This is a genomic window from Jutongia huaianensis, assembly GCF_014384985.1.
Lineage (GTDB): Bacteria > Bacillota > Clostridia > Lachnospirales > Lachnospiraceae > Jutongia > Jutongia huaianensis.
The window spans coordinates 1-13,268 of record NZ_JACRSX010000010.1 but is presented as its reverse complement, the minus strand read 5'-3'; the positions used below and the strand labels follow the sequence as shown (position 1 = coordinate 13,268).

Sequence of the window (13,268 nt, the reverse complement as noted above, 5' to 3'; positions counted from 1 at the left end):
TTATTTTAATACAACAACATTGCGGTAATACCAGTTGATCTTTCCTGTGATCGTTGCATCATCCAGAGTCTTTCCCTTTTTGCCGATCTTTTTGCCTGTATTGGTCACAAGAACACCATCAAATACATTGTTATCCCCACTAAGGATCTCGGCTGTCGCCTCATCTACCTTCTGCTGCGTGCCTTCTGCCGCAAAGGATGCCAGATCTGTAATGCTTACAAGCCCCTCGGCCATACCACCGTAATAATTGCTTCCATCCCAGGTGCCATCAATGATACTTTTCACTGCAGAAGTATAATATGCACTCCAGTTCCATATGACACTGGTCAGGCAGGAATCCGGCGTCTCCTTGCTCATATCAGAATTGTATCCAATACCGTAAACTCCCTTCTCCTGTGCCAGAGTCTGAGGATATGGCGTATCACAATGCTGTGTCATCACATCACACCCCATATTCAACAGACGCTCTGAAGCTTTCTTTTCCTTTTTCTCGTCATACCAGCTATTGGTTACATCTACATAAATCTTCGCCTTCGGATTCACTGACTCCACACCAATAGCGAAAGCATCAATGCCTCCGGTCACTTCAGAATTCGAGGAATCCTGTGCCGCTACATAGCCGATCTTATTATCCTTTGTATTCATACCGGCTACGATTCCGCTGAGATATCTTGCCTGATAGATACGACCAAAATAGTTGTTAAAATTCTTGCCATTGGACATATAACCTGTTCCATGGGAAAAATATACATCTGGATACTTCTCTGCCATGTCTGCGGTCACCTGCATATATCCCCAGCTTGTGGTAAATATGATATTGCAGCCATCTGCAACACATTCTTCAATCGCTTTCTCTGTCGCTTTTTCATCAGAATCATCTACAATTTTGCGTTCGATCTGATCATCCGACAGCAGAAGATTCTCCTGCATCCCCTTTACACCCAGATCGTGAGTGTAAGAATAACCACTTCCCTCTGATGGATCAGAAAGATACAGCACACCAACCTTAATATCCTCCTTGGCAATCCCATCGGAACTGCCCTTCTGAGTAGTATCCTCCTCATAGCCCTTATTGGTTGCATAATCATCCGGTGTCCCTGACTTTCCTGCACCACATCCTGTTAAAAGAAGAGTAGCAGATAACAACATTGCCGCCTTTTTCCATATTCTCTTTTTTTTCATACATTTTCTCCCTTAACTATTCCGTTCCTATGTATATCTGCATGATCGTTTTATTGATCTGCAGATAATCATTTCCATGAGATTTATGATATCACATTTTTAGTTTTTCGTCATTATTTCTCGTCATCTTTTTCACAAAACGACATTTTTATGCACTAACGTGTATTGGCAACACTTAAGATGACAGATCACTCTGAAAACGTGATAAATGCTCATAGGGAAGAATCAGTCTGCCCCGGTACAAACCACAACCGTCATTGATCAGACTGTTATTGGCCGCGGAAAACATATTGACGTCCAGTTTTGCAAGCTCCAGCTTCTGCAGGCGCATTCCTCGTTCATAGGCTTCATCAAAACATCTGCATTCTCCTACAGGAATGACATCTCTTCTGGCGCGTTCATTTTCCTGCCGTTTCTCGTATCCCAGATGATTTGCCGGACCGATCTCTGCGTTATCATCCATGGCCTTTGTCCGAAGCTGGACCTCCATATAGCATTTTGCCGTATCATCATAAAATGTAATATGCAAAGAACGATAACCATATTCCCCCTCATTCGATATATAATCCCGGTAATAAGGCCGGACAGCTTCCTTCAACATATCAGAACTGCTCACCCGTACTCCCTTTGCAGATTCTACCCGGAAACCTCTCTGTTCCATAAAGAATGGCAATACATTGGCAATCTCATAAAGATATCGCAACTCCTCCTTTTCCCGATCCTGCCCTTCTTTCAGATGACACTGTGGTAAAGAGATCACAACCCGGTATGCGATCAGATCCCGAAAACAATCCAGACGCTTTTTAATCTCTTCCATCGACGGAAATTGATGATATTTTTCATAATAATCATAGATGTACTCGACAATATATCCATTAAATTTCTCCTCCGCACGGATCAGAGATTTAATCCTTCCTTTAAACGTAAAGGCAAGAAACGGATATTCCTTTGCCATATACATGTAGAATTCCCGTATCTTCTGGGACTGCGCCGTTAGGAAATCATTGTGTTCCAACATGTCCATAATCTGGGACAGAAATGCACAATGCAGCAGATCCACCTCATTATGACTTTTCTGTGCCTCCTGTTCCAGATCGCTGCTGTATTTCTGCAATATCCGAAGAACCGTATCGCCCGAATATAAATAATCGTTTAATGCTATCATTTGTTTTGTACCACCCTCTCCTGCTGGTATTGTCTGCTCACCGGATCCATTAAAAAAACTTTACATTGCCATTTTATAAATCTGATACATATCTTCCTGATCCAGCTTTTTAATGCAGCCAACCGTCCGTTTTCCAAAATGACTGCACTTTTCTGCCAGACTGTGAAGCTGCTCCTCCGTCGGATTGATTCCCAGCTCCGAAAGACTTGTCGGCATTTCTACCTGATGGTAAAACTCCTCCATGGCACAAATTCCCCGAAGTGCTGTTTCTGTGTCATCCTTTCCTTTCTCCTGTCCCATTACACGGACAGCAAACTGTGCAAATCTGCCGGGATTCCCCTCCAGAACATATCTTGCCCAGCTTCCCCAGACAGCAGACAGTCCCGCACCATGCGCCACATCAAACATACCGCCCAGCTCGTGCTCCAGCTGATGACTTGCCCAGTCCCCGCCTGCCGTTCCACATCCGGTCAGACCATTATGAGACAGGCTTCCTGCCCACATCACCTCTGCTCTTGCTTTATAATTGTCCGGCTCCTTCATAAGGATCCGTGCATTCTCCATAACTGTCCGGATCAGATGCTCACTAAATCCATCCGTAAGATCCAGATTCTCTTCCTGGTTAAAATAACGCTCCATGGTATGCATCATAATGTCCACGCAGCCGCTGGCCGTCTGATACTTTGGAAGAGTCATTGTAAGCTCCGGATTCATCACAGCAAATCTGGCACGGCAGCAATCATTTCCATAGCCGCGTTTCAGCCATCCATCCTCATTGGTGATCACAGAAGAATTGCTCATTTCTGAACCGGCAGCCGCAATCGTCAGCACCACGCCGATGGGCAGGCACCCTGCAGCCACACGTTTTCTCTCATAGAAATCCCATACGTCTCCCTCGTTTGCCACACCATATCCGATTGCCTTGCCGGAATCAATGACACTTCCTCCACCAACGGCGAGAATAAAATCTACATGCTCTTTTTTGCAAAGCTCAATTCCCTGGTACACGAGAGACAGCCTTGGATTTGGCACCACGCCTCCCAATGACACAAAAGGGATTCCAGCCTGCTCCAGTGACTGATAAATACGTTCCAACAGCCCGCTTCTTTTCACACTTCCGCTTCCATAATGAACCAATACCTTTGTAGCTCCCTGTTCCCTGACCAGATCTCCTGCCTGATCTTCTGTTCCTTTTCCAAAAACCACTTTTGTTGGTGCATAATAATCAAAATTTGTCATCTCTTTGATCTCCTGTTCTATTATCTCTGACTGTGCTCCCGTTTTTTCTGCTCCCGAAACGTGATCATCATTTCTCTGGTGAGACTTAATCCCTCCGGATCATCCGGAATATCCCGGTAATCCACCCATTCTGCAAGAGAAAGCTCTGTCTCATCCAGATGAATCTCCCTCTTCTGTGCCAGATCACAAAAATACCCTAGTAAAAGATTACTGTCATATCCCCATGGCTGGCTTTTGTAATAACGGATATTTTCTACAGAAAGCCCTACCTCCTCCATGACTTCCCGCTCCACCGTCTGCTCCGCTGTCTCTCCAATTTCCGTAAAGCCTGCGATCAACGCATATTTCTTATATTCTCTGTCCGCATATTTGGTCATCAGAATCCGGTCTCCATCTGTCACCCCCACGATCACTGCCGGTGCAATCTTCGGAAATACCATATTGCCACAATCCGGACACTTCATCATCCGAAGGGTTTCATCGTGTACCATTTTATGGGCACACCGTCCACAATATTGATTATCCCGGTACCACACATATAAGTGCCAGCCGGTCGCAGCTGCCAGAACATTTTCCTTCGGAGACAACCGGCGGGTTTCAAACATTTTATGATATCTGTAACCTTCCATCACAGCTTCGCCCAGATCCATCAAAAAATAATCCTGTGTATCTACAGAAAATAGAAAAACAGCCTTCGGAAGTGTCTGTAATTTTTTCTGATAATATTCCTTCACCTGACGAAAGGTAAGAAACGTAAGCTCTCCATCCTGCTCCCGGTATAATGCTCCCCCCTCCCGGAAGCTTAAGATCCTGCTGTCCGGCGAAGGCTCCTTTCTGACAAATGTATTATAAAGCTTTTGAGGTAATATATCCTGTATCATTGTTCCGCCTGCTTTCCTGACATATTCTGTACCATTTTCCATATCTGTACTGGTTCTATTTTATAACACCCCTCTCTTTATTACAACCGGAATTGCTCCTCCTATGTACAGCTGAAATTTTGGAATGCCCTGATCATACTGTGTCAAACTATCTTCCAACACATATCAGAATGCTAAGACAAATTGTTTTGTTTTGACGAACACAGGGGATAGAAAGACGAGGTATACTATCAACATCACAAGCAAAAAGAATACATTGGCCAATGTAAACATGCAAAAATATCTTCCCTTTTGTGCAGGGTATTCTCTGGCAATATATTTAAAACTGATCAGACTTGCCATTGATGCAATCAATGTTCCCAGTCCTCCGATATTCGTGCCCACGATCAGATTGGGAATTGCGTCCGTAAATCCGGACAGAAGAATTGCTGCAGGCACATTACTCATCACCTGACTGGCAAGCACAGAAGTAACCATTTCTCTTCCGCGGATCATTCTTTCCAAAAACTGTCGAAATACTTCTATCCTCCCTAAATTTCCAATAAAAATAAATAACGCCGCAAAGGTTCCAAGAAGCGAATAATCTACTTTCATTAATGTCTTCCTATCAGCTGCGAATGTAAATACCAAAACAAACACAGTGAAAACAGACCATGGAAGAACCCTTCCCACAACAAAGAGTCCCAGAAGAAATAGCACACAATAACACCATAATTTCCACGAAAAAGATATTGATTTTTCAGAGTGTTTTTCCTCGGATAATTGATGTCTCCCATCCTCTTTACTGAAAGTAATTTTATTATCTTGTATATTCTTTATCGTTGTCTGGTCTTGTTTTTGATCATTCCTTGCATATATCCGGCTAATGCCGGATGCCAGTATGATCCATGTTATAAGCACCAAAAACGCCATCACAGAATATGGCAGCATAAGCAATATAAATTTTTCAATTCTCATCTGTGCCAATCCAAACAGATACAAATTTTGCGGATTGCCAATGGGGGTCAGCATGCTCCCCAAATTGGCCGCAATGGTCTGCATCACCACAATCCGAAGAATCCATTTTTCATCAAATAGTTCTTTTTTTCTTTGAAGAAGTATCAAGGAAAATGGAACAAACGTAATCAATGCCACATCATTTGTGAGCAGCATGGAAGAAAAAAAGCAAAGCATTACTAAAACAGAAGTAATCGCCATTCTGCCGGATACTTTCCGCAACAGCATCCCGGCAAGACGATCAAATACCCCCAACTGCTGTACCCCTGCCACACAGGTCATCAATCCAAAAAGAATACCAAGTGTCCGAAAATCAATATATTCCGGATATTGCTGATCCGGTGGAATAAATATTATAGAAATTACAGCTAATAAAATAGCAACGACTAAAACGGTTTCTTTTTTGATAAAAATTAGGATTCTTTTCATTTTCTTCCTGCTTTCCTGACTATATTCTATACTAATCCGACATTATCACCTAACGCATCTACAAGCTTTGCTTCACAGCCCCAAAGCTACCACATTAGTTCCGATTCTATTTTATAACACACCTGTCTTGATTACAACCGAAACTGCTCTTTCTGTACGGCGCTGAAATCTCGTTCTGAAGATTTTAATTCTATAAATTTTCGATTCCTTGAATTTTTCTTTCAAACCACTTGATTATTTTGCATACTGTGTTAAACTACTTACCAGCACATATCAGAATATCCGGAACACAATATTTTATTCCAAACGAATATGTACAATAGAAAGACGAGGAATTTACCAATGATCAATCCAGCTATGATATTTCGTTTAAAAAGCTCATGGGAAAAATTTACGGCTTCCCATCCAAAATTTCCAATGTTTTTACAAGCCGCTGTGAATAATAATGTTCTGAGAGAAGGAACGATTCTTGAGATCAATATTACTACACCGGAAGGACAGAATATTTCTACCAATCTCAAGATCAACCCGGAAGATTTGGAACTGATCGAGGACTTAAAAAATATGACCAGATAATTGTCTGGTCATATTTTTTTACTTTCTACTACAAGCCTTCATTTTCAGAAAATATCGTGTGGGAAGCGGCATTTTTATGTCATTATGCTGAATTTCTCCCTATATTTTCGGCACAATGCAGAAATTTATTTTACCTCTCGACACTCTATTGTATGCATGCTACAATCTTAGAAAATCGTATACGATCTATTTTTCAAAATTTCTATTATTTTTAACCACAAAATCCAAAAGGTATATCAACACAGTACACATGATCATTGTTTTTTCGAAATGTATAACATATAATAAATTGAAAGCTTTCAAGGATATTATGCTGTTTCGAAAGAAAGGAGTTTACTTGGGAGCAAAAGACATTACAGAAAAGATTTTGGCAGATTATAATGATGTGTTTGCAGATATTGCAAATGTCCTGTTATTTCAGGGAGAGCAAATGGTCTCCCCTGATTCCTTAAAAAATGAAAGAACCCTCTCCCAATATAAGTCGGGTAACGACCGGCTTCACGAGCAGGAAAGAGACATACTGAAATCATGGACAGATGGAAATATAAAAATTGCATTGATTGGCTTTGAGAATCAAACAAATCCAGACAAATATATGCCTGTACGCATTTTTAGTTATGAGTGGTGATAACCGCTACGAAAAATATTAACATTTTCCAATGAGAAAGGACAGGTGAGGACCATGTGTGATGTTGCTCAAAGATTAGAGGATAAAGGTCGAAGCGAAGGGCGAATTGAGGAGCGAATCGAAGTTCTTGTTACTCTTGTAAAATCCGGTTCAATTACAGTCGATACGGCCGCCGGGATTCTCAAAATAACAACCACCGAGTTTAAGAAATATTTATAGCAACATGTATTTATAAAAACAACCGCTGATCCGGATATGCCGAACCAGCGGTAAATCATCTGCAACTATTCAAAATGCAACATTTGAAAAGCAGTTTTCCTGCTAAAAACCTACTCTCTCAATAATTAAATTACTGGAGAAGAGAAAGAACTCCCTGATTTGCCTGATTTGCCTGTGCAAGCATAGACTGACCAGCCTGCTGAAGGATACTGTTTTTTGAGTATGCCACCATCTCTTCAGCCATATCTGTATCACGGATACGTGACTCAGCGGAAGTGGTGTTCTCAACGACATTGTCCAGATTCGCGATTGTATGCTCCAGACGGTTCTGTACAGCACCAAGAGCGGAACGCTGTGAAGAAACCTCACTAATAGCCTTACCAATAATGTCAATGGCTGCTGTAGCAGAATCCTCAGATGTCATTCCTTTTCCCTTTAATACATCCACTCCAATTCCATTAGCAGACATCGCTTTAATCTCTACCTTAATCTTGTTGGCCTCATCTGATTCAGCGCCAACATGCAGATTGAATTCCAGAGGATTTGCCTTAGTTGTAGCAGTTACATTAACGTATTTGTCAATATAATCTGCTCCTATTTCTGAGGCCGTTGTATCCGTTGGTCCTGTCTTCTGATACAACTTTGTCTTATATTCTCCTGTTGTCCTACTGCCGTTCCTGGTGTTCCTGCTTTTTTATACAACACTTTTCCTTCTTTGTACTTAAGCTTTCCAGTTTCATCGACTTCTACATACTTATCAATATCAGCTGCCGTAAGAGTATTAGAATCACCAGTGGCATATGTATCCTTATTTGCAATCTGTGATACCGTATTCTTTAATGGATTCTTATATTTTGCTTCATATGTCGTTGTTTTAGACTCAGGATCCCCCTTTAACAGATACGTTTCATTAAACTTTGTAGTCTCTGCTACACGATCCACCTCATCAACCAGCTTGTCAATCTCATCCTGTACTGCCTGACGATCATCCGCAGACATTGTTCCATTGGATGCCTGTACTGCCAGCTCGTTCATTCTCTGAAGCATACTGTGCACTTCTGTCAGAGCACCCTCAGCTGTCTGTACTGCCGAAACGCCATCCTCGGCGTTGGTAGATGCCTGATCCAGACCACGGATCTGCTTTCTCATCTTCTCGGAAATTGTAAGACCTGCGGCATCATCTGCTGCACGGTTGATCCGGTAACCGGAAGAAAGCTTCTCGGTTGATTTTGCAAGGGAACCTGTAATCAGGCCCAGCATTCTGTTTGCGTTCATTGCTGTAATGTTGTGTTGTACTATCATAGTAATTACCTCCTTGTTTGAACACAGCACATCCGTGTGCCGTGTGTGTATAAATTGTCCCGCTTATGCCTATCCGGCATACTGGCGGGTGTTACGCTGTTTTGGTTTACGATATTTTTCCGGTGGATCCGGCTCTGCATAGTAGTTGTTCTGCTCTGCCGCCTCCGGATGCATCCGCTCATACACTTCACTCCGCATAATGTCTACATCCCGTGGTGCATCCACCATGATCTGCAGATGATTTTTAGAACCCCCCCAGAAAAACGATCTTGATATTGTCACCAATCATCAGATATTCCTCCGGGCTTACTGTCAGTCTCAGCATGGAAAGCTTCTCCTTTCTGTGTCCGAACAAGTCCCTGTATCTGTTATATAAACAGACTTTTTACAGGAAAATTTTGTAAATTAGGACACATTTTCTAACGGTCTGTTTCATGAAATGATCGGACAGTTATATGTCTCGGATTTATGCTAAAATGATCAAAATTTCAATACTATTATTATCATTTTACATTGAACTTTTTTTACATTTATGTAATTACTGTTCAATATAATTTGTATTTTTATTTTTTTGTGTGTATAATGATATTGAATAATTTGTCCGAAACCGTATAAAATATTCAATATAGGAGGATGCCTAATGGATATCAAAAGAGATAAATACCTAAACGATTTAATCAACCGCATGCACAATGGAATGGTAAAAGTGATAACCGGTATCAGAAGATGCGGAAAAAGTTACCTTTTATTTCACATTTTTCAAAATTACTTATTAAAGCAGGACATCCCTGCTTCACATATCATTACGATTGAATTAGATCAACGTAAAAATAGAAAGTATCGGGAGCCTGACACGATATTAGACTACATCGAGTCACTGATAACAGATAATGCTCCATATTATATCCTGCTTGATGAAGTACAAATGCTGCAGGATTTTGAAGAAGTATTAAATTCTTTATTGCATATTGGTAATGCAGATATCTATGTGACTGGAAGTAATTCAAAATTTTTGTCTAAGGATGTTATTACTGAATTTCGTGGAAGAGGCGACGAAATTCACATTTTTCCATTGACCTTCAAGGAATTTATGGAAGCCTATGATGGAGATATTTATCACGGATGGGCTGAATATATTGTCTATGGGGGGCTTCCGCTTACTGTAACCATGAAAACCGAGGAACAAAAAATCAACTACCTGACAAATCTCTTTACAGAAACTTATCTGAAAGACATTATTGAACGACATCGTATTGAAAAAACACAGGAGTTAGATGATCTGGTGAATATTCTGGCTTCTGCCATTGGTTCATTAACAAATCCTCCAAAAATTGAAGCAACCTTTCAAAGTACTATTAAATCAACAATCAGCCTGAATACGATTCGACAATATATCGAATATTTGGAGGATGCATTTATCATCCATAAGGCAAACCGCTATAATGTAAAAGGACGAAAATACATTGGTTCTCCATTAAAATATTATTTTGAAGATGTTGGATTGAGAAATGCACGGTTAGGTTTCCGTCAAGTAGAGGAAACGCATCTTATGGAAAATGTCATTTACAACGAGTTACGAAGCAGAGGCTACTCTGTTGATGTTGGTGTTGTCGACAAGCGTGGAAAAAATGAAGATGGCAAAGAATATAAAAAACAATTGGAAATTGATTTTATTGCCAATCTTGGCAGCAAACGCTATTACATTCAATCCGCTTTCCATATACCAACAGATGAAAAACGTATCCAAGAATGTGCTTCTCTCATCAATATCAATGACTCCTTCAAAAAAATCATTGTTGTCAGGGATGTTGTAAATATTACGAGAGATGAATATGGAATTACAACTATGAGCATATACGACTTCCTATTAAGGGAGAATAGTCTGGAATTGTAAAATATAATGTTATATGGTATTTACCATAAAAACACCGCTGATCCGGATATGCCGAACCAGCGGTGAATCATCTGCGATTATTCAAAATGCAACATTTGAGAAATCCGCTTTCCTGCTAAAAACTTACTCTCTCAACAAATTACTGGAGAAGTGAAAGAACTCCCTGGTTTGCCTGATTAGCCTGTGCAAGCATAGACTGACCAGCCTGCTGAAGGATACTGTTCTTTGAGTATGTAACCATCTCTTCAGCCATATCTGTATCACGGATACGAGACTCAGCGGAAGTGGTGTTCTCAACGACATTGTCCAGGTTCGCGATTGTATGCTCCAGACGGTTCTGTACAGCACCAAGAGCGGAACGCTGTGAAGATACCGTTGCAATTGCATCATTAATAGCATCAATTGCATACGTTCCAGCCATTCCTGTTGTATCCTTAACATTAATATCTTTAATTCCCAAACCCGCTGCACTCATCGAATCAATATCTACAGTAATCTTATTAGTAGCATCAGCATCTGCACCTACATGCAAATTAAAAGACAATGTATTCTTTACAGTTGCATAACCTTTTTCAATTTCAAATGTTACTTTACCATTTGCATCTGCAGTACCTGCAGTTACAATTGCATCTCCATCAACAGCCCCAATTGAATTTGCCTGTTTCAACTCCTCAGTGATTTTTGTAATAGCATCACTTTGCTTAATAGATGTTGACTTAGAATCATCTACCGCTGTGACAGCATCTGCAGCACCAACTTTAACTTTAGAACCTACTGCTATTTTTGCACTAATTGTAGAAGCATGTAAAGAATTGCCCGTTTCAGTTCCTGCAGCATCTACCACCGTGTATTCAGTTCCATCAACAGTAATCTTTGTACCAGCAGTAGCACCAGAGACAGATGTCTGAAGATCAGACAATCCAGAACCATCGGCATAAACATCATACTCTACACCTCCGATTTTTAATTTTTCTCCTTCTTTTACTGTCATCTCAAACGATGCTTTTTTATCTCCGTCAACAAGAGTTCCATCAAAACCAGCATCATGTGCTTTCATATACTTATTTGTATCGCCTGTAGACCCCTTTAATAAGTAAGTCTCGTTAAATTTTGTTGTTTCGGATACGCGATCAATTTCTGTAGTCAACTGAGAAATCTCATCCTGAATAGCTTGACGGTCTGATTCAGAATTTGTTCCATTGGACGCCTGAACAGCCAGCTCATTCATTCTCTGAAGCATAGAATGTACTTCTGTCAAAGCACCCTCAGCTGTCTGTACTGCCGAAACGCCATCCTCGGCGTTGGTAGATGCCTGATCCAGACCACGGATCTGCTTTCTCATCTTCTCGGAAATTGTAAGACCTGCGGCATCATCTGCTGCACGGTTGATCCGGTAACCGGAAGAAAGCTTCTCGGTTGATTTTGCAAGGGAACCTGTAGTCAGTCCCAGCATTCTGTTTGCATTCATTGCTGTAATGTTGTGTTGTACTATCATAGTAATTACCTCCTTGTTTGAACACCGCACATCCGTGTGCCGTGTGTGTATAAATTGTCCCGCTTATGCCTATCCGGCATACTGGCGGGTGTTACGCTGTTTTGGTTTACGATATTTTTCCGGTGGATCCGGCTCTGCATAGTAGCTGTTCTGCTCTGCCGCCTCCGGATGCATCCGCTCATACACTTCACTCCGCATAATGTCTACATCCCGTGGTGCATCCACCATGATCTGCAGATGATTTTTTGAGCCTCCCAGAAAGACAATCTTGATGTTGTCGCCAATCATCAGATATTCCTCCGGGCTTACTGTAAGTCTCAGCATGGAAAGCTTCTCCTTTCTATCTCTTTTTATCTGCGAAGTCCAAAAGGATTTCAGAAATGAAATAAAAAAAGATACAATTTCTAACAAAATGTTGTATTCAAGGTATAATGATGCTGTAAATTGATCAATAAGTTGTGCATTTTTGTACAGAAGGAGGACACATGGGAACTACAAATCCAATCAGGGGAAAACGGGAACTGGAAAAATTCAAGAATTATTATTTAGAAAAGGAGAAGTACCGAAATTATCTGCTGATCATTATGGGATTAAATACGGCTCTGCGAATCAGTGATATATTAAAATTACGCTGGAATGATGTATACGATTTTCAGAACAAACGATACCGATCACATATCTGTCTTGTGGAACAGAAAACAGGAAAAAAGACCATGATCGCCGTAAATCATTCCCTGCATGAAGCACTGGTAATGTGCCGCAAGGATCGAAACGAAGAGGATTTCCTGTTTTGCACACATTCGGACCCATCACATGCCATCAGCCGTTATCAGGCCTACCGTATTATCCGCCGTGCCGCCGAAGGATGTGGACTGGAGGGACATATCAGTTGTCATTCCCTGCGTAAAACCTTTGGTTATCACGCCTGGAAGCAGGGCGTTCCACCCGCAATGCTGATGAATATATACAATCATTCCTCTTATCAGATTACAAAACGGTATCTTGGAATTGAACAGGATGATATGGATTATGTCTTTCGGAAAATCGATCTTTAAAGCGCACCGGACGGCATTTGTTCATTCTATATAGAGAAGATAACAGATTAATTTCACAATTTTTTATAATAGGGGTTAAGATTCCTCACTTACTGTCGATATAATTTGTGTAAACAAAAATGCAACATTTTGTTAGAAAGTGTTGCATTTTTTGTATGCTATTATGCAGAATTCAGATGTCAATATCAGGAAACAAAAAACGAATAT

General features: G+C 40.9%; 13 protein-coding genes and 1 pseudogene. 4 read left to right on the top strand and 10 right to left on the bottom strand.

Translation table 11 applies throughout. The features are described from left to right. The 5 genes from H8704_RS08210 to H8704_RS08190 all read right to left on the bottom strand — a co-directional run bounded on the left by H8704_RS08210 (position 1) and on the right by H8704_RS08190 (position 5,892). Positions 1 to 1,182 (bottom strand): BMP family ABC transporter substrate-binding protein, encoded by a 1,182-nt coding sequence (locus H8704_RS08210; protein ID WP_249297930.1) that lies wholly within the window; start codon positions 1,180 to 1,182, stop codon positions 1 to 3. Between the two features lie 175 nt (positions 1,183 to 1,357). After that, positions 1,358 to 2,347 carry a nucleotidyltransferase family protein gene (locus tag H8704_RS08205; protein ID WP_249297929.1) on the bottom strand — a complete coding sequence of 330 codons (990 nt, stop codon included), beginning with the start codon at positions 2,345 to 2,347 and terminating at the stop codon, positions 1,358 to 1,360. Positions 2,348 to 2,407: 60 nt separating this feature from the next. Beyond that, positions 2,408 to 3,586 carry an iron-containing alcohol dehydrogenase gene (locus tag H8704_RS08200; protein ID WP_249297928.1) on the bottom strand — a complete coding sequence of 393 codons (1,179 nt, stop codon included), beginning with the start codon at positions 3,584 to 3,586 and terminating at the stop codon, positions 2,408 to 2,410. A gap of 20 nt (positions 3,587 to 3,606) precedes the next feature. Continuing rightward, positions 3,607 to 4,467 (bottom strand): NAD(+) diphosphatase, encoded by an 861-nt coding sequence (gene nudC, locus H8704_RS08195; protein WP_249297927.1) that lies wholly within the window; start codon positions 4,465 to 4,467, stop codon positions 3,607 to 3,609. A gap of 165 nt (positions 4,468 to 4,632) precedes the next feature. Next, positions 4,633 to 5,892 (bottom strand): SLC13 family permease, encoded by a 1,260-nt coding sequence (locus tag H8704_RS08190; RefSeq protein ID WP_249297926.1) that lies wholly within the window; start codon positions 5,890 to 5,892, stop codon positions 4,633 to 4,635. A 342-nt stretch (positions 5,893 to 6,234) separates the two neighbouring features. On the opposite strand from H8704_RS08190, the gene H8704_RS08185 reads away from it, so the two are divergent. After that, a complete protein-coding gene (locus H8704_RS08185) occupies positions 6,235 to 6,468 on the top strand; it encodes a hypothetical protein (protein WP_022464423.1) in 234 nt (77 codons plus the stop codon). Between the two features lie 367 nt (positions 6,469 to 6,835). Beyond that, a complete protein-coding gene (locus H8704_RS08180; RefSeq protein ID WP_249297925.1) occupies positions 6,836 to 7,096 on the top strand; it encodes a hypothetical protein in 261 nt (86 codons plus the stop codon). A gap of 349 nt (positions 7,097 to 7,445) precedes the next feature. Here the strand turns inward: H8704_RS08180 and H8704_RS14535 are convergent. The 3 genes and pseudogenes from H8704_RS14535 to H8704_RS14530 form a co-directional block, all read right to left on the bottom strand. After that, positions 7,446 to 8,617, bottom strand: a pseudogene (locus H8704_RS14535) (flagellin N-terminal helical domain-containing protein). Between the two features lie 69 nt (positions 8,618 to 8,686). After that, positions 8,687 to 8,899 (bottom strand): carbon storage regulator, encoded by a 213-nt coding sequence (locus H8704_RS08165; protein ID WP_330605903.1) that lies wholly within the window; start codon positions 8,897 to 8,899, stop codon positions 8,687 to 8,689. Next, entirely contained in the window at positions 8,862 to 8,942 is an 81-nt protein-coding gene (locus tag H8704_RS14530) for a carbon storage regulator (protein WP_408611196.1), read from the bottom strand. The genes H8704_RS08165 and H8704_RS14530 overlap by 38 nt, the downstream gene beginning before the upstream one ends. Positions 8,943 to 9,257: 315 nt before the next feature. On the opposite strand from H8704_RS14530, the gene H8704_RS08160 reads away from it, so the two are divergent. After that, entirely contained in the window at positions 9,258 to 10,511 is a 1,254-nt protein-coding gene (locus H8704_RS08160; protein WP_118680085.1) for an ATP-binding protein, read from the top strand. A gap of 139 nt (positions 10,512 to 10,650) precedes the next feature. On the opposite strand, the gene H8704_RS08155 is transcribed toward H8704_RS08160, so the two are convergent. Further along, complete coding sequence (locus H8704_RS08155; RefSeq protein WP_249297923.1) at positions 10,651 to 12,006, bottom strand: flagellin N-terminal helical domain-containing protein; 1,356 nt, start codon at positions 12,004 to 12,006, stop codon at positions 10,651 to 10,653. A gap of 69 nt (positions 12,007 to 12,075) precedes the next feature. After that, positions 12,076 to 12,330 carry a carbon storage regulator gene (locus H8704_RS08150; RefSeq protein WP_118676545.1) on the bottom strand — a complete coding sequence of 85 codons (255 nt, stop codon included), beginning with the start codon at positions 12,328 to 12,330 and terminating at the stop codon, positions 12,076 to 12,078. Between the two features lie 161 nt (positions 12,331 to 12,491). On the opposite strand from H8704_RS08150, the gene H8704_RS08145 reads away from it, so the two are divergent. Next, positions 12,492 to 13,061, top strand: a complete 570-nt coding sequence (locus tag H8704_RS08145; RefSeq protein WP_118676547.1) for a tyrosine-type recombinase/integrase — start codon at positions 12,492 to 12,494, stop codon at positions 13,059 to 13,061. The last annotated feature ends 207 nt before the right edge of the window (positions 13,062 to 13,268 follow it).

Excerpts from the sequence above, each read along its gene's own strand:
- H8704_RS08210 (WP_249297930.1), bottom strand. The coding sequence starts at position 1,182 with ATGAAAAAAAAGAGAATATGGAAAAAGGCGGCAATGTTGTTATCTGCT.
- H8704_RS08205 (WP_249297929.1), bottom strand. The coding sequence starts at position 2,347 with ATGATAGCATTAAACGATTATTTATATTCGGGCGATACGGTTCTTCGG.
- H8704_RS08200 (WP_249297928.1), bottom strand. The coding sequence starts at position 3,586 with ATGACAAATTTTGATTATTATGCACCAACAAAAGTGGTTTTTGGAAAA.
- nudC (WP_249297927.1), bottom strand. The coding sequence starts at position 4,467 with ATGATACAGGATATATTACCTCAAAAGCTTTATAATACATTTGTCAGA.
- H8704_RS08190 (WP_249297926.1), bottom strand. The coding sequence starts at position 5,892 with ATGAAAAGAATCCTAATTTTTATCAAAAAAGAAACCGTTTTAGTCGTT.
- H8704_RS08185 (WP_022464423.1), top strand. The coding sequence starts at position 6,235 with ATGATCAATCCAGCTATGATATTTCGTTTAAAAAGCTCATGGGAAAAA.
- H8704_RS14530 (WP_408611196.1), bottom strand. The coding sequence starts at position 8,942 with ATGCTGAGACTGACAGTAAGCCCGGAGGAATATCTGATGATTGGTGAC.
- H8704_RS08160 (WP_118680085.1), top strand. The coding sequence starts at position 9,258 with ATGGATATCAAAAGAGATAAATACCTAAACGATTTAATCAACCGCATG.
- H8704_RS08155 (WP_249297923.1), bottom strand. The coding sequence starts at position 12,006 with ATGATAGTACAACACAACATTACAGCAATGAATGCAAACAGAATGCTG.
- H8704_RS08150 (WP_118676545.1), bottom strand. The coding sequence starts at position 12,330 with ATGCTGAGACTTACAGTAAGCCCGGAGGAATATCTGATGATTGGCGAC.
- H8704_RS08145 (WP_118676547.1), top strand. The coding sequence starts at position 12,492 with ATGGGAACTACAAATCCAATCAGGGGAAAACGGGAACTGGAAAAATTC.